This window comes from Hymenobacter fodinae (assembly GCF_004745825.1).
Taxonomy (GTDB): Bacteria; Bacteroidota; Bacteroidia; order Cytophagales; family Hymenobacteraceae; genus Hymenobacter; species Hymenobacter fodinae.
In genome coordinates, this window is sequence record NZ_SRLA01000001.1 from 1667884 (window position 1) to 1688580 (window position 20697).

Consider the following 20697-nt stretch of genomic DNA (forward strand, 5'->3'; position numbering starts at 1 on the left):
TATGTGCAAAACTGGCCTAGAGGCCTAACACGGTGGCGCCGTTGCGCTCATCAACCAAGCGCTCTAGCCGTTGCGGATGGGTGGTAATGGTAAGCTCCATGGAGCCCGTGCCCACTTCCAGCGCCAGCAGGTGGCCGCCGTAGGCAGTAAAGTTTTTATCGGTGGCCACCCCGTGCAGGTGGAGGGCCGGCTTGCCGTCCTTCCAGGCAATGCTGCCGGTGAGGCTGGCCATTTCAGTATCGCTGAAAGATTTGGGAGCGTACTCCTTGGTTTGGGCATTCCAGAACCCAAACGTGGGGTGCCTGAACCCTAGCCCCGTAAGGCTGGCACTCGGAATCTTCTCCCGGATGGCGAGTTGCTCCAACTCCTGCAACACATTATCTCCCTGGCGCAGCACCATCAGAAAGCCAGTAGCTGTACGAATGTATTTCGGAGAGGCAGAAGTAGTAGCTGACATAACCGGTTTTGATTGCGCGTGCAGTGGGCGAGAGCCAAGGCCGCCAAGGATAAGTAAGAACAGCAGTTTTTTCATAGCGGAAACGGAACAGGTTCAGCTCAGCTATACGTCGGTCTTGCTCGTCTGCTCAGCAGAATTAAGTAAATAAGCACAAAACCCATCCTGCCAAGCGCATGTGCCCAGCAGAATGGGTTTTTATTGCTTCGAGCATACCGCTCTACAACTTCAACAGCAGAAGCGGCGCTCTACTTGCCCAACGACTCTAGTGCGTCCATGTCTTCCTGCGAAAGCGAAATAGAAGCGGCTTTCACGTTCTCCTCAAGGTGCTTCACTTTAGACGTGCCGGGGATGAGCAGGATGTTAGGCGAGCGGTGCAGCAGCCAGCTCAGGGCAATCTGCTGCTTGCTGGCGTCGTACTTCTGCCCAATCTGCTCCAGCTTGTTCAGGGCCTGGGTGTTGCCGCCGCTGAGCGGGTACCACGGAATAAAGGCCATATCGTTTTGCTCGCAGTACTCCAGCTCGGCTTCCCACTTGCGGTTATCCACGCTGTACATGTTCTGCACCGATACCACCTTCACGTACTCCTGCGCCTTCTGAATTTGCTCTACGGTTACTTCCGAAAGGCCAATGTGCTTCACCAGGCCATCTTTTTGTACCTGCTGCAAAAACTCCAGGGTCTTCTCAAATGGCACTTCGGGGTCTACGCGGTGGAGCTGGTAGAGGTCAATTTGGTCGAGCTTCAGGCGTTTCAGGCTGCCTTCCAGTGCTTCCCGCAGGTGGTCGGGGTGGGCGTTGATGGGCCACTGGTTGGGGCCTGTGCGCAGTAGGCCACCTTTAGTGGCAATAACCAGCCCAGCGCGGTAGGGATGAAGGGCCTCCGCAATCAGCTCCTCCGATACGTTGGGGCCGTAGCTGTCGGCAGTATCAATGAAATTGATGCCCAACTCCACGGCCCGCTTCAGCACCCGGATAGATTCGTCGTGGTCTTGGGGTGGGCCCCAAATGCCTTCGCCGGTAATGCGCATAGCGCCGTAGCCCATGCGGTTGACAGTCAGGTCGCCGCCCAGCGTGTAGGTGGGGGCAAATGAGATGTTGGTTTGATCAGCCATGAGAAATAGTTGGTGTTTGGAAGAATAGTGAGTGGCCTAGAAAGCTTCTGGGCTAGTACAGAAATAGGTAAACAGGTAAACCAGCAGAAAGTCACGCGCCTACTCGCAGGTTAGCAGCCAGAAGTGGCAGCTATGACGGTCAGCTAACTGCAACCGCAGCCGATGCGTAGGCAATACTTCCTCTACGCGTAATAACATGATAAAGCTTACTAATCCGGCGCTGGCTTTTGTGCTAGGCCGACTACTGCTGGGTGTCAATTTTGCGGTGCATGGGCTGGTACGGCTGCCCAAGCTGGCTGGTTTCCGGGCGGGGCTGGTGAAACAGTTTGCGGCTTCTCCGCTGCCTGCGCCGCTGGTAGAGGCCTTTGCCACGGTGCTGCCGTTTATAGAGGCGGGCATTGGCGTGCTGTTGCTGCTAGGCCTGTTTACCCGCCCGGCCCTCACCGCCGCTATGCTGGTGCTAACGAGTCTGGTCTTCGGTAGTGCCTTGCTTGAGCAGTGGGATACCGTGGGCACGCAAATGGTGTACGGCCTCTTTGTGCTGGGGCTCATCTTGCTCTGCCAGCACAACCGTCTCTGCCTCGACCAAGTAACGACTCCGGCCGCGCCGCTAGGCCAGTAGCGGCAGATTCTGCTGCCCGGCTTCGGCCATTGCAAGCCGCCTCCCGTTCAAGGAAAGACCATTCTTCCATCGACTTCCTTCCATTATTATCATGAGCAAACACCTCTGGCAAACCATCGGCTTGGGTGGCCTAGCGGGCTTCCGCAGCATGACGGCCCCCGCGCTACTGAGCAGCAACCTGCTGAAATATCATCCGCAAGCCCTGGCCGACTCGCCCCTGCGGTACCTGCAAAAACCCCTAGTGGCCCACGGCCTGAAAGTGCTGGCCCTCGGCGAAATGGGTGCCGACAAACTCCCCCAAATGCCCGATCGGATTGCCCCGCCCGTGCTGGCCGGGCGCATTGCCTCAGGTGCCCTGATTGGGGCCACCCTTTACAAAGTAAACCACGGCAGCTTACTGAATGGCGCACTGCTCGGTAGCTTAGCGGCAGTGGCTGGTAGCTACCTCAGCTTCTTTCTGCGCAAGCAAGCCACTCAAAGCTCAGGGCTGCCCGGCGGTATAGTAGGTGGCCTAGAAGACCTGTTGACCATAGGCTCGGGCCTAGCCCTCACCAAAGGCAGCCACGTGGCGCAGCCTCAGCCCCGGCGGTGGGCCCTGTAAGGCGCAAGCCGTAGTGGATAAGCAAAAAGCCCCGTAACAGTGATGTTACGGGGCTTTCTCGTAGTTGGTACGCCTACTGCTCGGGCTGGGCGCTACGGGCCGTGCCTTGTGCTTCTTGGTTACCCTTGGGCATGTTCACATTCGGAGAGCCAGGGTTGCTGGGCGAGCCTTCTAGGCCTGCCTGGGCCGAGGTTTGCTGGTCCTTCGCTGAGCCTTTGCCAATGGGCGTGTAGGCCTCATCACCTCCGCTAATGCTGTCGCGCTGGGTTTCGGTGGGGCGGGCAGGCATGGCAGTGGAGAAGTCTTGGCTGACTTGCGGGTCTTTGCCGGGAGTGTTTCTATAGTCGCAGGCGGTGAGAGACGCAAAAAGTCCGGTAGCCAGCAAAAGAGAAAGGGCGCGTTTCATACGGAAAGAATAGGATGAGTTACAAGGGAGAGGAACGGAATATAGGTAAGACGGTACTCGAGGGGTTTCAGTTACACGGATAACCTGCCGTTGCCGTTGTAGTATTGCGCATGCATTCACCCGTACCGGCCGCGGCCCTCATGAACTGGAGCGGTGGCAAAGACTCCGCCCTGGCCCTCTACCACGCCCTGCGCAACCCGCAGTTGCACGTAAAAGCCTTGCTCACCAGCGTGAACACGCACTACCAACGGGTATCAATGCACGGGGTACGGTTGGAGCTGCTGGAGGCCCAGGCCCAGCGCATTGGCCTGCCGCTCACCCAGCTCCGGCTCCCAGAAATGCCCGACATGGCCGAGTACGAAGCCCAGATGCGAGCTACGCTGGCTCCCTTACAAGAGCAGGGCATTACGCATTCGGTCTTCGGGGATATTTACTTGGAAGATTTGCGGCAGTACCGCGAACAGCAACTGGCCCGCGTGGGAATGCAGGCCGTGTTCCCCCTCTGGCAGCGCCCCAATGCAGAGCTGCTGCGCGAATACTTGGCGCTAGGCTTCCGGGCCGTGGTGGTGTGCGTAAACGACCGGTACCTCGACCAAAGCTTCTGCGGCCGCCTACTCGACGAAGATTTCCTGCGCGACCTGCCCGCCGGCGTAGACTCCTGCGGCGAAAACGGCGAGTACCACAGCTTCGTGTTCGACGCGCCCTATTTCAGTAGTCCCATTCCGTTTGAGCGCGGCGAGCTAGTGCGCCGCACGTACCAAGCACCAGCTACCAGGCAGAACTCCACCCCAACTAGCACATATGGCACTGAGGCTAGTACATCGGCTAGCCCATTTGCCGCTGGTTTCTGGTACACCGATTTGCACCTGGCCTAGCCGACCAGAATAGAGACTAAGTGTGGTGCCATTACTGCCACTGCCCGTTCTGGTAGCATAAGTTAGAGCCGGTTGCGCCCTCGCGCAGCACCCAATTCCCGGGCCGTTCCATCCAGGTGAGTTGGCCGGCCTCGTTGCTTTCGCGTGCAATATTGATGGAGCACACGTCAATGGTTTCCGTCTCAATTTTATTGACGCGTAGCTGCTCTACGTACTGCAAAGTCACCTTGCCCTCATCGAGGCAGGAAGGGTGCAGGGCAAGGTTATGGGCCGGGCTGGGCATGGCAGCGGAGGGGTAGAGCAGCCCATCAAAGGCTGAGCCCAACTGGCACGCTTCAGCAATGGCAATGGAAAGGCGGTAGTGATGGGCAGTATCGTCGTGCACGGTGCGCGTAAAGGCCCCCGTCAGGAACTGCGCTAGGGCCCGGGTATCATCGGGTAGCTGCCGCAAGGCCCAGCGCAGCGCTTGGTCACGGTCGGTGTGCGGGTCATCCACGCACACATCGGCATACCCAAAGCTAATAATGCTCAGGGGCTTTTGCGTTTGCCAGCGGCTGATAACGATGTGGTCGCCGGGCACTACGCCAGCCTCAAAAAACGGAGGGTGCCACGTAGCGCTGCAGTAAAACATGGGGGATCCTTCCCGATTGGCGCGCTGGTCGCGCACAACTCGCTCAGCCGGTGGATACGAAATATCGCGCACGTATTCTGGCCGCTTCTTGCTCACAATGCCCCGGTACAGCACCATGCCCGGCGCAAAGGTGAGGCAGCGTAGTGTTTGGCCTTCTAGTAACTGCTGCACCCGCTTAGCAAGCTCATCAATGGAGTGCTTGCGCAAATCAAGATGGCGCAGGGAGGCAAGCTGACGGCTGAGAGGTTCAGCCCCAGTGGGTGGTCTGGAGGGGGAGGAAGCCATAAAGAAAGTAACAACGAGTCTCTACCCCCAGTGGCCTAGGGCGTGGGTCTAGGCCACTGGGGGCGGAAACAAGTGGGGTGGTGAATGACTACAAGCGCCGGCCCTAGCTAGGGCTAGCGGCTAGTCTTCATACTCATCGTACTCGTCGTACTGTTCCTGTTTGTTTTTCCGGTTGGCCCACAGTAAGCCACCAGCTAGGGCAAGGCCGGCACCAATCAGCCATAGCGGAATGCGCGGCGCTACGGGAGGCGGTACCGAGCGTACGCCCGTCTCGTCGGTTTGGGCGGGGTGGCCTACGTAGCGTCCGTGCATGGGCACTGCCTTCTGATCAAAGTGCTCCACCAAGTCGGCGAGTTGCTGGCTTAGTTCTGCGCCGCGCATCGGGATGCCGTGCCCCGTAGCTGCCACTCGGGGCAGCAGGCCGGCCAGTCGCTCCACCGATTGGCGAGCCAGGTCCCAGTCGGGCGTAAAATACATGGGCGGGCCGTGCACTTCCTGCTTCTGCACCCACACCGACAGCGCCGACTCCTGCTTGGTGGTCACGAAAGCATCACCGGCCAGCAGCACCTTATCCTGCTCCCGGAAAAACGACACGTGGCCCGGGGCGTGGCCCGGCGTAAATATCCAGCGCCAACCCGGCAGAAACGGCACCGAGCCATCATCGGGCAGGGCCTTTACCCGGTCGCCCAGGTCAACGGGGTCTTTCGGGTATAAGAACGACAAGGCGGCCATGGCTCCACCACCCACAGTAGGGTCTGGGGGCGGATAGGCAGATTGCCCGGTTAGATAGGGTAGCTCCAAGGGGTGCGCATACACCGGCACATCGGGCCACTGCTCCAGTAGATAGTGTAGGCCACCCACGTGGTCGAAGTGACCATGCGTGAGCAAGATGGCCGCCGGCGGATTATCCGCCCCAAACAGTTCCTGGGCGTGATGATGCAGCTTGGGTCCTGAGCCAGGCAGGCCGGCATCTACCAGCACCCACGGGTCGGTGGGGGCGTCGGGGTTGCGCACGTAAAACAGGTTCACGAACACGTTGCGCAGCCCCCAGATACCCGGCTCCACATGGAACAGGGTGGGGGTGTTAGCACGATTAGTTTGGTTTGCCATAGCAAAGCGGGGTTAGGTAAGGAATGAGAGCCAAGTAGGTTTTCAGATGCAAGAGCAGGGTGTGTTTACGGAGCGCAGCCGCAGAGCAGTTCGCGCGTGGGCGGCGGTACTTTGTAGTCGGGCTGCGATACTTCTTTCATGTATATAACATCGAGCTGCCGCAGAGGTGGGTTGGCAGGGTTCTCGTGCCAGATGCGCAGCAGGTAATTGCAGTAATACGGGCGCATGTAGCTGTTGTCTACGAACAAATAATTCTCAGAGTACTTACGCCACCGGTCGTTTTTGAAAAGCGAAACCACCGAGGCTGGTTTGGCATAGGTAAGGGCCGCGCCCTGGCGGTTGAGGTCTACGTGGTGGCCGTCTTTGGTGGTGCCGTCCAGGATGTACCAGCCGTCGTCTTTGAAAACAGAAGGCGCAAACATACCCCAGTGCTGGTCTATGCGCGTTAAGAAGCCAATCCACCGCAAGGGGGCTTTCATGGCATACTCGGGCTTGATAATGGAGTCGAGGTTCCACCAGCAGATGTATACCAGCAAGCCAATTACTAGGCCCTCGCGAAGACTGCGCAACCACCCCCACAGCCCCTCCGACAACGACCAGGAGGTTTCTACGCGCAGGTGCACGGCCTGCCGCCAGGTAGCCAGGCGGGGCTGTAGAGGGGCCAGCCGCGCCGCCACCTTAGGGCCGAGCCGCTGTGCCCGGGGCACTATGTGTTTTTCCAGCCAATCCATGGCCGATGGCGGCAACAGGCCTAGCACCGAAGCCATGTTGATGATGAAGAAGAGGCCTACAAACAGCGTCAGGCTGATGCCGAGGTGAAAGCCGTAGAGCACAAACACGAACAGCAGACGCCACCACTTCACCCCAAACGGAATGAACAGAACGAAGGGCAGCAGCAACTCCGTCCGGTAAGTAGCCAGCGTGAGGAAGCGTAACAGCTCGGGGTAGTGATAAATCAGCCGTCCGCCCGGCATCAGCACCTGGTCGAGACTGAGAGCGTAGTAAAGGGCCGTACCGTCGCGGCTCCACTCGGGGCTGCTTTTCAGCAGAGCCGTGCACCAGTACACCAAGCATATTTGCACGATGTAGGCCACCGTGGCCGCGCTGAAGTAGGTGAGCTGGGCGGGCGCTGGTTGCCGGCGTGCATCAAGCGAGTATACCCGCCCCCACGGCAGGAAAAAGCCCCAGAACAACAGCATCCGCAATAGGTCGTCGCCGCCCTGCAGGATTAGGGGGTTGCGGTTCTGCAACGACACCAGCAGCAGCCACGAGATAAACGTGGCCAACCGCGTTTTGTAGCCCAGCAGTAGAGCTATGGCAGCTAGTGCCGCAAATAAAAAAAGCACCGCCTGCACTTGCCATAGGCCACTGCTGGTGTGCAACGAGAAAACGTAGGGGTTCCATAAATGCTCGTAGAGCACCGACAAAGGCAGCACGCCCATGTTGGAATAAAAGGCTTCTAAATCGGTGCTGCGAATACCCAAATCGAGCAGCACCACCGCCGCCACTGCGGCGCGGAGGAGGGCCAGGGCCCGGAGGTCGACGACGAAAGGACTGCGAAGTAGCGTTAGAAACCGGAGCATGCCGTGCCAGGTGGGCGTAAAAGAAAACAAAAGGCGGAAAGGCGCTACCACTACTCATGGTCGGCCTTTCCGCCTTCTGAGCTATCCAATGGGTACCGTCAGACTTGCCTTAACGGGTAGTTGACCCGCTGGTTGTGCCCGAGGTGGTAGACCCAGAAGTAGAACTGCTGCTCGTAGAGCCGCTACCTGTTGAGCTTCCGCCGGTGCTACCCGAAGCCGAACGCCCACCAGTGCTGCTGCCCGATGTAGTACGGCTACCGCTGGTGGAGCGGCTGCCGCTAGTAGAGCCCGCGGTGCTGCTCATACGGCCTGAGCCTGACCCGGCGCGGCTCCCCGATTTCATAGAGCCACTCGTGCTGCCCCCACTCGTGGAATTTCCCGATCTGGAAGTGGAGCCGCTCGTGCTGCCCGACATAGAGCCCCGAGAGCCGCCGGAGCCTGACGTAGACCCACCAGAGCCTGAAGTAGAGCCGCCGGAACCCGAGGTGGTGCCCCCTGAACCGGAGGTGGAGCCACCAGTAGTGGTGCCTTGGCCGAAACTGCCTTCAGGCATAGTGACTGCTACAGCGGTGGGCTTGGCTGGGGTCAAAAAACCAAAGGCCGCCGTATTGGAAGACAACGCAAGTGAGGAAGCCGTCAGGGCCAATGCCCACATAGAAAATGAGGTACTTTTCATACAGAGGGAAAGTGAATGATGAGGTGGAGTAAGGCAAGCAGTGAAAAAGCGCAGCCGTAGAGATTGGTATGACAGGCTGGGTAGTGAGGCCTAGCCGCCGGTTGAGCCCGCCGTGGAGCCGCTGCCCGACGTGCTACCCGTAGTACCCCCAGAGCCCGTAGTGGAGCCGGCACCACTCGTGCTACCCGCCGTAGTACCCGAACCGCCCGTAGTGCTGGCACCGTTGGTGGGGTTGCCATTCCCCGCCGCGTCGCCAACTCCTGCCGTACTGCCCGTACTGGCCCCCGACTTACTGCTGCCATTCGCTCCGCCTGTATCACCACCACCATCTCGGGGTACCATTTCGCTATTGACATTAGAGGTGCCCGAAGTAGACATGGTATCAGTGGCGCCGTTGCCGTTCAAATCAGCTTTGTCGTCGCGGGTAGTCCCGTTACAGGCTCCCAGCGAGAGGGAAGTACCGAGTAGTGCCAGCACTACGTGCATGCGTTTCGTATTCATGATGAGAAAGAGTTGCCAGGCCACGGTGCTATGGGCCTGTGGTGGAGAATAAAAAACAGCTACTGCCCCGGCTACTTCTCTAGCCGGGGCAGTAGCTGAAGAAAGCAGACTTAGGTAGTGGAACCGCCCGTGGTGCCACCAGACGTAGTACCACCGGACGTGGTGCCACCGGACGTGGTACCGCCAGAAGTAGTACCGCCAGATGTGGTACCGCCGGAGGTAGTACCGCCAGAAGTAGTTGTACCAGAGGTAGTACCTCCCGAGGTAGTCGTGCCAGAAGTGGTACCAGATGTAGTGCCCCCTGAGGTAGTGGTACCAGAAGTAGTGGTGCCCGAGGTGGTGCCTCCAGAAGTGGTAGTCCCGGAAGTAGTGCCGGAGGTGGTAGTACCAGCAGTGGTTCCAGCGGTAGTACCTGCCGTAGTACCCGAGGTAGTCCCTGTAGTGGTACCAGATGTGGTACCCGAGGTAGTACCCGACGTTGTACCTGAAGTAGTGGTGCCCGAAGTAGTACCAGATGTGGTACCCGACGTTGTACCGGAGGTGGTGCCTGAGGTAGTAGTTCCGGAGGTTGTTGTGCCAGAGGTTGTGCCCGAAGTGGTACCAGAAGTAGTGCCGCTGGTAGATCCACTAGTGGTACCGCTTGTGGTTCCGCTCGTAGTACCACTGGTTGTGGAAGGGGTCGTTGAGTCGTCATCGTCGTCGCAGGAGGTCATTCCCAGCGACACACCGAGGAGCAGAGTTGGGGCAATAATTAACCAAATTTTTTTCATAGCTCAGAAAGGTTTGGAAGGGCGAAATTATCTCCGGCTATACGGCCATTTGGTCCAGTCCTTTGCAAAATCGGCCTATGAATAAATACGGTTTTTTTAAGGTAATTACCTGATTTATAACTACGTATAAATGCTGTTGTCGCCATGATGTCTTGAGAGAGTAGACATGCGGTGCTCGGGAAAAATCATAAGCCGCTACTAGGGCGCCTTCCATTACAAGTAGTGCTGAATCACGGTCTTGCAGGCCCCAATAGCTGGGCCAGGCGACGGATGCGGCTATTTATAAACATGGGTACTAATGGGCCCTTAATCCGAGCTAAGAGCAAAGCCCTTTAGAATATTCAATTAGGAGAAAGCCACTCCAAGCCCGCCCGCCCGTATAAAGCCGGAGAACATCTGATTTTCTATCACCTAGTCTGCGCACAGCTTATGCCTGCTACCATTCTGTTCGACGGGGTCTGCAACCTGTGCAATGGCTTTGTTCAGTTTGTCATTGGTCGTGATGCAAAGCAGCATTTCCGGTTTGCCTCCTTGCAGTCAGAAGTTGGGCAGGAATTGCTCAGGCAACATGGCCTAGAGCCCGCCATTACCCCAGAAACGGTTATCCTTCTGGAAAATGGTCAGGCCTATGCGTACTCAACGGCGGTACTGCACATTTTGCGGCGGCTAGGCGGTGGCTGGCGTTGGTTGTACCTGGCTCGCGTGTTGCCTAAGCCACTGCGAGACGCCGCTTACCGTTTTGTGGCCCGCCACCGCTACCAGTGGTTTGGGCAGCAGGAAGCCTGCCTCTTACCCACTCCCGCTTTGCGGGCACGCTTCCTGTAGCTTAGCGCTGCGCCGAGCCCAACTAGTACTGGCCTAGGCCAGATGTGACTACTTTCGGCCTTTGCGCGCACGTAATCACGCTTTTCACCATAGGCCACTTGGGCCGTTTCTGCTATTTCCAGCTCGTATGCAAGCACTTGTTTTAGAGGGCATCAATCAGCCACTGCAACTGCAAGAAGTTCCTACCCCAACCCCGGCTCCCGGCGAAGTACTCGTGCAGCTTTACGCTGCTGCCCTCAACCACCGCGACGTCTGGATTCAGAAAGGGCAATATGCCGGCCTAAAGTTTCCGAGCATTGTAGGCTCCGATGGAGCAGGGGTAGTTGTGGCGGTAGGGGAAGGAGCCCCGGCAGCGTTGCAGGGCCAGGCAGTAGTCATCAACCCTGGCCACGATTGGGGAAATAACCCCGCCGCCCAAGCCCGCAAGTTTACCATTCTAGGCCTGCCTCACCAGGGCACGTTTGCTGAATATGTGAGCGTGCCGGCGCAATACGTGCAAGCCAAGCCCGCCCATCTCTCGTTTGAGCAGGCCGCGGCATTGCCCCTAGGAGGCGTAACTGCCTATCGCGCCGCTTTCACCCGCGCCGGGCTGCAAGCCGGTGAGCGGGTCCTGATTTCGGGTATAGGCGGGGGCGTAGCAATACTGGCGCTGCAAATGGCTGTTGCCACCGGGGCTGAGGTATGGGTAACTTCGAGTTCCGAAGAAAAAATTGAAAAAGCCATAGGCCTGGGCGCTAAAGGCGGTATCAACTATAAAAGCGAAAAATGGGCTGCTGAGCTAACCAAGCGCGCTGGCGGTAGTTTTCAAGTTATCATCGACAGTGCCGTAGGACCTGGGTTTAATGACCTGCTGGATGCCGCAGCCCCCGGTGGCCGCATAGTATTTTATGGCGCCACGGCAGGCGCCATGCAAGATGTGCCACCCGCCAAAATCTTCTGGAAACAGCTCTCCATTCTTGGGTCAACAATGGGCACAGAGCAAGATTTTGCGGCAATGATACGCCTGGTTGAAAAGCATCAGCTGGTGCCTGTGGTAGATGAAGTAGTGCCTTTTGCGGAGGGGGAATCGGCTATGCGCCGCATGGCTGATGGTCTGCAGTTTGGCAAGCTAGTGTTACGTATAACTGCTTAATAAACAAATCCTTATTGATGGGGTGGTGCTTAGAAAAAGACAAGAAAAAGCAGGGTGCTGCGGAATGATACGGCCGACGATTCTGTTATACTCTCGACAGAATTACTTGCGACACACACTCTTCTCCTTTCAACATGAAAGCACCTGCTGAATACCTGAATTGCCCAGTTTTTGAGCTGACGTATCCCACGGGTGAGGCGGCAGAGTCAGTGCCTGTAGTGGCCTACAATGACGCTGTGCAGGCGATTGAAGCCGCCTTGGCCGATGCGGAGAAGTACAAATATTTGCTCATGCGTGCCCTGCGTCGCCATGCGGATCAAACGCAGATGACTTATCCGGCAATGGCACCCACTCCGCTCCCAAGCGAAACCGATGACACCCCCGTTTGGCCGCTCTATCCAGATATGGCCGCGTAACAGTTTTCCTTTGGCTATAATGCACTAGGCCACTCCCGCCGCCGGGAGTGGCCTAGTGCATTATAGGTAGATGCAGTTACAATGCCGAATCGAACATCAAAATCCTTAGTTGATTACGAGCTTTTGCGTGCCCGTGACTTTGTCGCTCTGCACAGTAACAAAATACAACCCTGCCGGTAAGCCCTGAACGGAAAGTTTAGCAGTGGTGCTGTTTACAACCTGCCGTAGCATCACTTTACCACTAGCAGTCTGAATTGATACTTGGTAGGCACCAGGCGTGTTCTCTAAATTAAGATGTACGAAGTCTTGCGTCGGGTTCGGATAAACCCGGAAAGTTGCAGATGCTTTGGCCTGCTTCGTGCCCAACACCGCGAATGACTGGTTGAAATATGAATCTAAAAAAGCTAGGCGCTTTGTAACCCAGGTTGAGGTATGCGTCAATTGAGTTGTATTAGACTGAAAGTTAGGCCAAGCCAGAGGTTCACGATCGTAAACAGCGTTTGTAGACAAATACTCGTGATTTGCCCGGAGCTTGCCCAAAATGTTTTCCTCAGTAAGTACTGAGGCTCGGAGTTCAGTCCAACGCTGCTGCACTGCAGCACGGAACCCGCCGACTGCGTAGTCTTGTAGCAAGCGTTCATATAAATTGTTAGAGATGATATCGTTGGTGATATGTATATCTTCTCCTACAACGCCATTTCCTAACACAGCATCTAAGTCCCAGGGAACAAAGAAATAAGGCTCATTGGCTTTGTACTTTGCTAGGTATACGTTTTTAGCTACGTTATCAGTAGCCCTCAGCACATTAATGAAAATGAAATAATCAACTGCATTCTTAAAGTGAATTTTGCTTTTGTAAGTAGCATAAAATTCATCATTAGGACTTTTGGCAACGAACTCTACAAAATCGTGTAGGTTTTTCCAATCAATTACTTCGTCAGGAAACTCATACTCAAAGCCAGACCATTCACTGCTATTGTTATTATAAGTTGGTGCATCAATAAATAGTGCAGCAGGCTTCCAATCGCTGCCTTTATAAAGCTCACCTCTAATCTTATCGCTATACTTCTTTAATTGTAATTGTTTGTTGTCAATTCTTTCACCGACTGCGTATAATCCCTTGTATTCATTATTGATAAATAGCTCGGCGTATTGTAGCTGAATGCCATTTACTGCTTTAGGTTCATCCGCTTTATAATAGATTTGGTGCATTTCCTGCCACAAAGCATTAGCAGATTTGCTAGTAGCGCGCGTGGGCTCGTTGTATAAAGCTTGCAAATTCCAGTCATCATCATTCCGCATATTTAGCAAGCTAAAATCGCGTGTGGTGTTCCCTACTGTATCTTCCCAGAACTCAATTCTGTATGATTTTTTGGGAAATGACTGAGAAAGCCCGCCCCGTACTTCTATACCTAAGTTAGAGGTAATAAGATTCCCATTTGTCTCCGACATAGCGAAGATGGCATATGCCCGCGGCTCGTCGGCAATAATGTGCTTGGTATTGATTTCGATTATTGGCAGCTGCGTGAAGTATAAAGAATACGGCTCCTTATCAAGGGTAACCGAGTAGCTTTTGCCAACGGTTAGATCTTGTACTTCATCAACAAACGCATACTCTTTGTCGGAGGCTGTTATGCCCTTGATATGTTCGTATTGAGCATTGATTTGCTGTACATCCTGATTTACTAAAATTATTTTCTTGACATGATCTACGTGATACATGCCAGAAGAAATAGTGACTGACTCGCTCGTCTGTGCAAAACAGGTTGAAATGGCAGAAGTGCAGAGTAGTATAAAAGATTGTAGCGTAAAAAGTTTTTTTCTCATATGTGGTAAAATGTTGTAGAGCCGTATGGTAGCAAGCCTGTTTGGCCTAGATGTGTAAGTACTAGGCTTAATAAGTACGGAAATAAGATCTGGGCATTGCGTGCGTAATAAGCACGCAATAAGTTGCCTGCATCGCACTATATGATGCAGTAAATAGTAGAAGCTAAAAATTCACTTAGTAGGTCTGTGCTAAACCTTATTTAGCCTAATTGAGTAAGCTGATGCCTGTATGGTTGCATTTCTAAACGAGAAAAATTCTAATAAATACGTAACAGTGATTTGTAAAATAAGGGCCTGTTGCACCACTTGTAAAATCAGGTTGCGAAGGAACTATAAAAAATGTAATTAGTTTAATGACAGGAGCTAGATTCTTGCTTTGTTAGTATCTTGAATTGAAAAAATCAAAAAATAGGTGAAATTTACCTCTCTTACTTTAATCCGGGTACTTTGCACAGCTGTAGCTTGCTCCTTCCTGATACCGTATAGTGCCCTTGCACAACGGTTTGCTGCCGTTGGCGATTTTGGGTATGCTGGTCGTCCTGAGCGAGACGTAGCTAACCTGATCAATAGCTGGAACCCTGAATTCGTTATCACCCTCGGCGACAATAACTACGATCTGGGTGATGGGAAAACGATTGATGCTAACATCGGCCAGTACTATCAGGCGTACATTGGTAATTACCAGGGCAAATACGGCCCAGGTGCTTCTACAAATCAATTCTTCCCTTCTTTAGGTAATCACGATCTGTACACTGGCAACGGGCAGCCTTATTTCAGCTACTTCACGTTGCCCGGTAATGAGCGCTACTATGACTTTGTTCGAGGCAACGTACACTTCTTTGTACTGAACAGTGATCCACTGGAACCCGATGGAGTTTTGAGCACATCCGTACAAGCACAATGGTTGCAGCAGCGATTAGCGCAGTCTCCGGAGATTTGGAAAATCGTGTATTTCCATCATGCAGCTTATTCTTCAGGGCCGCATGGCAGTACTGTGGCTTTGCAATGGCCGTTTCGAGCCTGGGGCGCATCAGCCGTCATAAATGGCCATGACCACCACTATGAAAGAATAATGACCGATGGCATTCCCTTTTTTGTGAATGGCCTAGGTGGGCGAAGTGTGTACCAAACGTACACTCCCGTCCCCAACAGTCAGATTCGGTACAGTGGTGACTTTGGAGCCATGCTGGTACAAGCCTCGACCGATAGCTTGAATTTCCAGTTTATCACGCGCAACAATAAACTCATTGATACTTACACACTGCACCGGGCTCCTGTAACTAGCTCAGCCCCCGGCCAGGTGTTGCAGCTTACCGTTCAGCCTAACCCCCTCACAGAAGTAGGGCGCATTGAGTTCACGCAACCTAATTACGCGCTAACTATGGTGCGAGTATTGGACGTGCATGGTCGCGAAATAATTCGTCTCCATGAGGGCTGGCTAGCTCCGGGCCGGCAGAGCGTGCGGTGGGAGCGCGGCACGTTGGCGGCGGGCGTATACCAAGTGCAGGTAGTCAGTGGGGCCACCACACAAACGGTGCGCTTGCTGGCTTTATAAGGCCTTAGCTGAGTGGTTGCTGGTCAGAATGCGCTTCCCCAGCTCACGGGCTAACTTGGCTGCTTGCTCTCGTAATTCTGGTACCGCGGTTGACTCAAAGTAGGCCGGGCGGCGGCTAGGACCTATTGTGAACAGTACCGGTGAGGCAATACCGTCTTGAGAGAGTAAGGCTCCACAAGCATCACTCTGGATTCCAAGCCGTAGTACATCCGGACATAAGTAGCCAGCATCGCGCAGGCTCAGCACGGCGCGGTCCGTTATCCGGTTATAATCAAGTAAGGGACCGGTGCAATTTATTACGTGAGTGGCGGTTACATGCCGGGGCGCATGCCCTGGGCGATGCACCGTTACCTGTAATTCCTCGCCAGCGGAAGTAAGCTCCCGCACGCGTCCAGTTTCCATGCGAAGTGAGCCATCCTGCAGCATACGCTCAATGATTGCGGCATTTTGCGGAGGGCTGCGGTGGCGTATTACTGACCACAGCCCTGCTACGTGCCGCAAAAATCTGGCTTGCTCTTCCAGCGGCCACGCGGCCCAGATGTGGCCTAGGTGAGGGCGTAGCGAATCAATGACCGCACGCCAGTTGATACCCGCTGCGGTAGCCTTGCGCACGTGCTGCCGGATTATTTTCACTACTGCCAGTACCTGTGTTTGGCCTGCAAGCTCGCTAGCATAAAAGCTTGGGTACGGCTCAACATACGTTTCGTGCGCCTCCGGCCACCGGCTACGCCCCGATACCACTGTAACGCTGCCCCGGTGTCCGTCGGCCTGGAGGCCGAGTAGAACATCCACGGCGGTTAAGCCCGAGCCAATCAGTAGAACAGTATCATCAAGCCCGATGCTTCGCAGCGCTCCTTGCGCCCAAGGGTTACTGTGGTAGTAGGGGGTAGGTCCAGATGACGGTGAGAAACTAGATGGCAGCGGCGGGAAATTACCCATTGCCAGTACCACATAGTCACTCTGAATTTCCTGGCCATCGGCGAGGCGCACCGTAGCTGTGTTGTTATCGGGGGCTAGCTCTATGGCTACTGCCGCTTGCGCTTGCCAGTAGCACCGAATACCATTGGATGACGGCCACTCCAGTACCTGATGGGTAAGCTGTTGCAGATAGCGGCCATACACTTGGCGCGAGCAGAAATCTTGTTGAAATTCAGCCGCATCAGTAAGGCGCAACCAGTTTTGAAAATGGTCGGGCTGGTCGGGGAAGGCGCTCAAGAACTGGCTCTGCACATTCATCCGGTATTCGGGCCGCCGGGCAGTGTAGGCCAGTCCGGGCCCAGGCGTCAGACGAGGCTCTATCAGATGTACGTCGCAGGCGTAGCGCTGAGTCATCGGTAAACGAGCCAGCTGCACTGCCAGCATTGAGCCGGAAAAGCCGCCTCCTACAATTGTGATAACTCGTCGTTGCACCTAATCAGCTTATAGAGTACGCAAGGGACTATCATTAGCTACTGCAATAGCAGAAGCAGAGGCTTCATCAAAATATTGATAAAGTATCATGTTTTGATGAAGCTTGGGCTGTAAGTAAGGCATTCTTACCGAAAGATTATTCGACTTGCTCTTGTGTGGCCTAGGGCAGGCGTCTTTATCTCCGGCCGCTTGAATGACGGGTGACTTCATGGAATATGAAGACATAATCAGAGCACTCTGCTGCTTTTGCCACAACTACACAGTCGGCAAAAGCAGCAGAGTGCTCACAAAGTTTAAACGGCCTTGGAAGGTCTAGTAGTAATTGCCCGTTACTAGGTAGTTGCGCACGTAGTCATTAATACCATCTTCTAGGCGCGTGAACGGCCGGTTGTACCCAATGCCACGTAGCTTCTGCATATCGGCCTGCGTGAAGTACTGGTATGTGTCGCGGATGTCCTCGGGCGTGTCGCGAAAGTGAATGTCTGCGGTGCGGTCGAGAGCGGCGAAGGTGTTCAGCGTTAGGTCAAGGAAGGTGCGCGCCTCTCCAGTGCCCAGGTTGTAAATGCCTGAGTGCTGGCGGTTGTGCATCAAGAAATAGCACACTTCCACCACGTCTTTCACATACACAAAGTCGCGCTTCTGCTCACCGTCGGCATACTCAGGGTTGTGCGAGCGGAATAGGGTCATGGAGCCAGTATCCTGAATCTGCCGGAAGGCGTGCAGAATTACAGATGCCATACGGCCTTTATGGTACTCATTAGGCCCGTAGACATTGAAGAACTTTAGGCCTGCCCAGAAGAATGGCTTTTCCGGCTGGTTGACGGCCCAATTATCAAAGTCGTTTTTGGAGTCGCCATAGGGGTTAAGGGGGCGCAACAGTGGGAGCAGAGCATCATCATCGGAGTAACCGAGTGTGCCAGAGCCGTACGTGGCCGCCGACGACGCGTACACCAGTGGTAATTGATACTGACAGCACGCCTGCCACATTTTCTTCGAGTACTCTAGGTTGAGCACGTTCAGAATGTCGCGGTTCTGCTCTGTGGTATCGGTGCGGGCTCCGAGGTGAAAGATAAACTCAACCTGCTCGTGGTTGGTATCAAGCCACTCGAAGAAACCTTCCCGGTCTACGTATTCGCGCAGGTGCTTGCCTTTCAGGTTGGCGAGCTTACGCTCCTCATTAAAATTGTCCACCACCACGATATCGTTGAAGTTGGCGGCATTGAGGCGGGTGACTAGGCAGCTGGCAATAAAGCCGGCCGCTCCGGTAACAACTATCATAAGGCGGAGATTTTGCTCAAAAGTAGCGAGATGTAGCGGAACGCTCGTGGTCGGGGGTAGGAGTAAAAGAGAAGGACAGGCCTAGGCCATGTATGTTTACGCTGCAGAGACTGTGGGTACCATTTTCTGTAGTGCCGTGCGCTACCTTTGCCCGCATGGTTTCCCTCCGGTTTCTTCCATTTCTGCTGCTAGGCCTAGCAGTTGCCTGTCGGCCTGATACCAGCGCTGATACTACGAACACCCCCGTTACCAACGCTCCTCAGCAGGTCAAAGATGATCTGGGCCGTACGGTGACCATACCTGCTCACCCGCGCCGGATCATGGCCTTGGCCCCGTCTATGACGGAAATGTTGTACGCCGTGGCCGATACCAGCACCATCATTGCCCGCACGCAGGCCTGTGATTATCCGGCGGTTGTAGTACACAAGCCCGTGGTCAGCAGCTACCCCCTCGACCTGGAGCGCTTAGTAGCCATGCACCCCGATGTAGTATTCACCGTCAGCGGTATTACCTCTCCCGACGATGCTGCGCGCTTGGAGCAGCTCGGCATTCCGGTGTATTATCAGCAGTACGAAACTGTAGAAGATGTACTGCGTGGAATGCAAGACCTAGGCCACTTGCTGGGCCGTGAGCAGCAGGCCCGCCATCTCACGGATTCATTGCAGGCAGAACTGCGCCTCCTGACGCCCGCAACTGGGAAAGCTCCGCGCGTGCTGGCTATCACTTGGCAAGACCCTATTTACGTGTATGGGCAGAACACGCTGTTCACAGATAAAATCAAGTTAGCTGGCGGCCAAAACGCCGTGACGGAGAAGTTTGCCCAGCCATATCCGGCCCTGACCCGGGAATACATTTTGAAGCTAAACCCTGATGTGCTGATTGGGGGCCGCTTCGGTAAGCTCGATAGTACGTTCTTCAAGAATTATCCTGAGTTGCGCCGCATCAAGGCCTACCAAACCCGGCAGGTATATCCGGTCACGGGCAACCTGATGGAGCGCCCGGGGCCTCGCACCATAGAGTCGGTACGGGAGCTGCAGCGCATTCTTGCGCAGAGTGCCACTAGGCCACTACCTCAATAGGCAGCCCATGAATCGCTCTGCCCTTCCTTGGCTTATAGCCAGCCTGCTACTGACGGTGCTGCTGCTGACAATAGGTTTGCGGGTGGGAAGCTACGAAACCGACTACGCCCTCGTTACGCGCGCCTTGCTGCGTTACAATCCGCGTGACCCTGCTCAATTGGTGCTAGTGGAGCTGCGGCTGCCGCGGCTGCTGCTAGCCTTGCTTGCCGGCGGTGGCCTAGCCTTTAGCGGCTACCTGATGCAGGCCATGGTCAATAACCCCATGGCCGACCCGTATCTGCTAGGCACGGCCTCCGGTGGAGCACTAGGCGCCATCCTCACGTTTGCCTTCGTGCCTAGTTTGGTAGTAAGCGGCATTTACTTACCACCCGTGGCTGCTCTGGTCGGAGCTCTGGGCACTACCTTGGTAGTGGTGGTGCTCGGCACGCGGCGTGGGCAGCTTATTCCTACCCAAATGTTGCTGGCGGGCGTAGCCATTGGCTCCCTCATGACGGCCTTAGGCGGGCTCCTTACTTTCCTGGCCAGCTCCCAGGAAAAGCTGCGCTCCATTACCTTCTGGGCCATGGGTGGGTTTGAGAAAGCTAGTTGGAGTGTGCTCCCGTACCCTGCGTTGGCCTTGCTGACTGGCCTAGCCGTATTTGCAGCTGTGCAGAAAGACCTGAATATTTTGCTGCTAGGAGAGGAACGGGCACAAGCACTGGGCGTAAATGTAGCTCGCACCCGCTGGATTCTACTGCTGACCTCCTCTTTGCTTACCGCCTGTGTAGTAGCTCTGTGCGGGCCCGTAGGCTTTGTAGGCCTGATGGTGCCCCACCTTACGCGGTGGGCACTGGGTGTCACGGGCCGCGCCAACTTATTGCTCTGCGCTTTGCTGGGCGGTAATTTCCTACTGTTCTGCGACCTACTAGCCCGGCTACTTTATCCGCCCGCCGGATTGCCCGTTGGCCTGGTCACAGCCCTGTTCGGCGTACCGTTCTTCGTATATTTGCTGCGAAAACAAGGGTCTTAGGGTCTTGGCGACTTAGAGTCTTGGTTGACGGGCAGTAGTACTTGTCAACGTAGCTTCCAAGACCCTACGTCCCGAAGACCCCAAGACCCTATTCAATGGTATACATCAGCCGGCAGGAACATTTCAACGCGGCCCATAAGCTCTATAACCCCAACTGGAGTGAGGAGCGCAACCGCGAAGTCTTCGGCCCCTGCGCCAACGCCAACTGGCACGGCCACAATTACGACCTCATCGTTACCGTCAAGGGCAAGCCCGACCCCGAAACTGGTTTCGTCATCGACCTGAAGCAGCTCAGCACCGTCATCCGCACCCACGTAGTAGACCAGGTCGACCATAAAAACCTGAACCTCGATGTGCCCTTTATGCACGGGCAGCTGGCCAGCACGGAAAACTTAGTCATTGCCTTCTGGAAGATACTGCAGCCTGAAATTGAGCGTATTTCACCTGCCCGCTTGCACAGCATTAAGCTCTATGAAACGCCCCGCAACTTTGTGGAGTATTTCGGCGAGGAATAAGTAAAGAAAGAGTAAGCCCTGTCAT

22 protein-coding genes are annotated in these 20697 nt (G+C 55.1%); 11 read left to right on the plus strand and 11 right to left on the minus strand.

Annotated elements, in window-relative coordinates:
• Positions 1-16 precede the first annotated feature (16 nt).
• Positions 17-457: a PPC domain-containing DNA-binding protein gene (locus tag EU556_RS07000; protein WP_245327473.1), complete on the minus strand. Its 441-nt coding sequence runs from the start codon at positions 455-457 to the stop codon at positions 17-19.
• Positions 458-702: 245 nt separating this feature from the next.
• A complete protein-coding gene (locus EU556_RS07005) occupies positions 703-1566 on the minus strand; it encodes an aldo/keto reductase (protein WP_135432473.1) in 864 nt (287 codons plus the stop codon).
• Positions 1567-1762: 196 nt separating this feature from the next.
• Here EU556_RS07005 and EU556_RS07010 point away from each other — a divergent pair, with 196 nt between their 5' ends.
• Positions 1763-2188 carry a DoxX family membrane protein gene (locus EU556_RS07010; protein WP_135432475.1) on the plus strand — a complete coding sequence of 142 codons (426 nt, stop codon included), beginning with the start codon at positions 1763-1765 and terminating at the stop codon, positions 2186-2188.
• 91 nt (positions 2189-2279) lie between these two features.
• Entirely contained in the window at positions 2280-2789 is a 510-nt protein-coding gene (locus EU556_RS07015) for a DUF4126 family protein (RefSeq protein ID WP_135432477.1), read from the plus strand.
• A 73-nt stretch (positions 2790-2862) separates the two neighbouring features.
• Here the strand turns inward: EU556_RS07015 and EU556_RS07020 are convergent, their stop codons facing one another.
• Positions 2863-3195, minus strand: coding sequence for a hypothetical protein (locus tag EU556_RS07020; protein WP_135432479.1), 333 nt, complete (start codon positions 3193-3195; stop codon positions 2863-2865).
• Between the two features lie 110 nt (positions 3196-3305).
• Between EU556_RS07020 and EU556_RS07025 the strand changes: the two genes are divergently transcribed.
• A complete protein-coding gene (locus EU556_RS07025) occupies positions 3306-4070 on the plus strand; it encodes a Dph6-related ATP pyrophosphatase (RefSeq protein WP_245327474.1) in 765 nt (254 codons plus the stop codon).
• A gap of 31 nt (positions 4071-4101) precedes the next feature.
• Here the strand turns inward: EU556_RS07025 and EU556_RS07030 are convergent, their stop codons facing one another.
• The 3 genes from EU556_RS07030 to EU556_RS07040 all read right to left on the minus strand — a co-directional run bounded on the left by EU556_RS07030 (position 4102) and on the right by EU556_RS07040 (position 7679).
• On the minus strand, positions 4102-4986 hold the full coding sequence (locus tag EU556_RS07030) for an RES family NAD+ phosphorylase (protein ID WP_135432482.1): 885 nt from the start codon (positions 4984-4986) through the stop codon (positions 4102-4104).
• A gap of 120 nt (positions 4987-5106) precedes the next feature.
• A complete protein-coding gene (locus EU556_RS07035) occupies positions 5107-6096 on the minus strand; it encodes an MBL fold metallo-hydrolase (RefSeq protein WP_135432484.1) in 990 nt (329 codons plus the stop codon).
• A 65-nt stretch (positions 6097-6161) separates the two neighbouring features.
• Positions 6162-7679 (minus strand): HTTM domain-containing protein, encoded by a 1518-nt coding sequence (locus tag EU556_RS07040; protein WP_245327475.1) that lies wholly within the window; start codon positions 7677-7679, stop codon positions 6162-6164.
• A gap of 134 nt (positions 7680-7813) precedes the next feature.
• Between EU556_RS07040 and EU556_RS25995 the strand changes: the two genes are divergently transcribed.
• Positions 7814-8374, plus strand: a complete 561-nt coding sequence (locus EU556_RS25995) for a hypothetical protein (RefSeq protein ID WP_167855487.1) — start codon at positions 7814-7816, stop codon at positions 8372-8374.
• Between the two features lie 71 nt (positions 8375-8445).
• Here the strand turns inward: EU556_RS25995 and EU556_RS26000 are convergent, their stop codons facing one another.
• Positions 8446-8856 (minus strand): hypothetical protein, encoded by a 411-nt coding sequence (locus EU556_RS26000; protein WP_167855488.1) that lies wholly within the window; start codon positions 8854-8856, stop codon positions 8446-8448.
• Positions 8857-8966: 110 nt separating this feature from the next.
• Positions 8967-9626, minus strand: coding sequence for a hypothetical protein (locus EU556_RS07055; RefSeq protein ID WP_210116227.1), 660 nt, complete (start codon positions 9624-9626; stop codon positions 8967-8969).
• A gap of 429 nt (positions 9627-10055) precedes the next feature.
• Between EU556_RS07055 and EU556_RS07060 the strand changes: the two genes are divergently transcribed.
• The 3 genes from EU556_RS07060 to EU556_RS07070 all read left to right on the plus strand — a co-directional run bounded on the left by EU556_RS07060 (position 10056) and on the right by EU556_RS07070 (position 11999).
• Entirely contained in the window at positions 10056-10451 is a 396-nt protein-coding gene (locus tag EU556_RS07060) for a thiol-disulfide oxidoreductase DCC family protein (RefSeq protein WP_135432488.1), read from the plus strand.
• Positions 10452-10578: 127 nt separating this feature from the next.
• Positions 10579-11583 (plus strand): zinc-binding dehydrogenase, encoded by a 1005-nt coding sequence (locus tag EU556_RS07065; protein ID WP_135432490.1) that lies wholly within the window; start codon positions 10579-10581, stop codon positions 11581-11583.
• Between the two features lie 134 nt (positions 11584-11717).
• A complete protein-coding gene (locus EU556_RS07070; protein ID WP_135432492.1) occupies positions 11718-11999 on the plus strand; it encodes a hypothetical protein in 282 nt (93 codons plus the stop codon).
• A 105-nt stretch (positions 12000-12104) separates the two neighbouring features.
• Here the strand turns inward: EU556_RS07070 and EU556_RS07075 are convergent, their stop codons facing one another.
• The gene (locus tag EU556_RS07075) at positions 12105-13826 is read right to left on the minus strand and encodes a CotH kinase family protein (protein ID WP_135432494.1); all 1722 of its coding nucleotides are present in this window, start codon (positions 13824-13826) and stop codon (positions 12105-12107) included.
• Positions 13827-14238: 412 nt separating this feature from the next.
• Between EU556_RS07075 and EU556_RS07080 the strand changes: the two genes are divergently transcribed.
• Positions 14239-15381 (plus strand): metallophosphoesterase family protein, encoded by a 1143-nt coding sequence (locus EU556_RS07080; RefSeq protein ID WP_210116228.1) that lies wholly within the window; start codon positions 14239-14241, stop codon positions 15379-15381.
• Here the strand turns inward: EU556_RS07080 and EU556_RS07085 are convergent.
• Entirely contained in the window at positions 15376-16791 is a 1416-nt protein-coding gene (locus tag EU556_RS07085; protein WP_135432496.1) for an FAD/NAD(P)-binding protein, read from the minus strand. The two genes, EU556_RS07080 and EU556_RS07085, sit on opposite strands and share 6 nt — an antisense overlap.
• Positions 16792-17103: 312 nt before the next feature.
• Complete coding sequence (gene rfaD, locus EU556_RS07090) at positions 17104-18069, minus strand: ADP-glyceromanno-heptose 6-epimerase (RefSeq protein ID WP_135432498.1); 966 nt, start codon at positions 18067-18069, stop codon at positions 17104-17106.
• 155 nt (positions 18070-18224) lie between these two features.
• Between rfaD and EU556_RS07095 the strand changes: the two genes are divergently transcribed.
• The 3 genes from EU556_RS07095 to EU556_RS07105 all read left to right on the plus strand — a co-directional run bounded on the left by EU556_RS07095 (position 18225) and on the right by EU556_RS07105 (position 20672).
• Positions 18225-19148, plus strand: coding sequence for an ABC transporter substrate-binding protein (locus tag EU556_RS07095; protein ID WP_135432500.1), 924 nt, complete (start codon positions 18225-18227; stop codon positions 19146-19148).
• Between the two features lie 7 nt (positions 19149-19155).
• A complete protein-coding gene (locus EU556_RS07100) occupies positions 19156-20157 on the plus strand; it encodes a FecCD family ABC transporter permease (protein ID WP_135432502.1) in 1002 nt (333 codons plus the stop codon).
• A 95-nt stretch (positions 20158-20252) separates the two neighbouring features.
• A complete protein-coding gene (locus EU556_RS07105) occupies positions 20253-20672 on the plus strand; it encodes a 6-pyruvoyl trahydropterin synthase family protein (protein WP_135432504.1) in 420 nt (139 codons plus the stop codon).
• Positions 20673-20697: the final 25 nt, after the last annotated feature.

Excerpts from the sequence above, each read along its gene's own strand:
- EU556_RS07000 (WP_245327473.1), bottom strand. The coding sequence starts at position 457 with ATGTCAGCTACTACTTCTGCCTCTCCGAAATACATTCGTACAGCTACT.
- EU556_RS07005 (WP_135432473.1), bottom strand. The coding sequence starts at position 1,566 with ATGGCTGATCAAACCAACATCTCATTTGCCCCCACCTACACGCTGGGC.
- EU556_RS07010 (WP_135432475.1), top strand. The coding sequence starts at position 1,763 with ATGATAAAGCTTACTAATCCGGCGCTGGCTTTTGTGCTAGGCCGACTA.
- EU556_RS07015 (WP_135432477.1), top strand. The coding sequence starts at position 2,280 with ATGAGCAAACACCTCTGGCAAACCATCGGCTTGGGTGGCCTAGCGGGC.
- EU556_RS07020 (WP_135432479.1), bottom strand. The coding sequence starts at position 3,195 with ATGAAACGCGCCCTTTCTCTTTTGCTGGCTACCGGACTTTTTGCGTCT.
- EU556_RS07025 (WP_245327474.1), top strand. The coding sequence starts at position 3,306 with ATGCATTCACCCGTACCGGCCGCGGCCCTCATGAACTGGAGCGGTGGC.
- EU556_RS07030 (WP_135432482.1), bottom strand. The coding sequence starts at position 4,986 with ATGGCTTCCTCCCCCTCCAGACCACCCACTGGGGCTGAACCTCTCAGC.
- EU556_RS07035 (WP_135432484.1), bottom strand. The coding sequence starts at position 6,096 with ATGGCAAACCAAACTAATCGTGCTAACACCCCCACCCTGTTCCATGTG.
- EU556_RS07040 (WP_245327475.1), bottom strand. The coding sequence starts at position 7,679 with ATGCTCCGGTTTCTAACGCTACTTCGCAGTCCTTTCGTCGTCGACCTC.
- EU556_RS26000 (WP_167855488.1), bottom strand. The coding sequence starts at position 8,856 with ATGAATACGAAACGCATGCACGTAGTGCTGGCACTACTCGGTACTTCC.
- EU556_RS07055 (WP_210116227.1), bottom strand. The coding sequence starts at position 9,626 with ATGAAAAAAATTTGGTTAATTATTGCCCCAACTCTGCTCCTCGGTGTG.
- EU556_RS07060 (WP_135432488.1), top strand. The coding sequence starts at position 10,056 with ATGCCTGCTACCATTCTGTTCGACGGGGTCTGCAACCTGTGCAATGGC.
- EU556_RS07065 (WP_135432490.1), top strand. The coding sequence starts at position 10,579 with ATGCAAGCACTTGTTTTAGAGGGCATCAATCAGCCACTGCAACTGCAA.
- EU556_RS07070 (WP_135432492.1), top strand. The coding sequence starts at position 11,718 with ATGAAAGCACCTGCTGAATACCTGAATTGCCCAGTTTTTGAGCTGACG.
- EU556_RS07075 (WP_135432494.1), bottom strand. The coding sequence starts at position 13,826 with ATGAGAAAAAAACTTTTTACGCTACAATCTTTTATACTACTCTGCACT.
- rfaD (WP_135432498.1), bottom strand. The coding sequence starts at position 18,069 with ATGATAGTTGTTACCGGAGCGGCCGGCTTTATTGCCAGCTGCCTAGTC.
- EU556_RS07095 (WP_135432500.1), top strand. The coding sequence starts at position 18,225 with ATGGTTTCCCTCCGGTTTCTTCCATTTCTGCTGCTAGGCCTAGCAGTT.
- EU556_RS07100 (WP_135432502.1), top strand. The coding sequence starts at position 19,156 with ATGAATCGCTCTGCCCTTCCTTGGCTTATAGCCAGCCTGCTACTGACG.
- EU556_RS07105 (WP_135432504.1), top strand. The coding sequence starts at position 20,253 with ATGGTATACATCAGCCGGCAGGAACATTTCAACGCGGCCCATAAGCTC.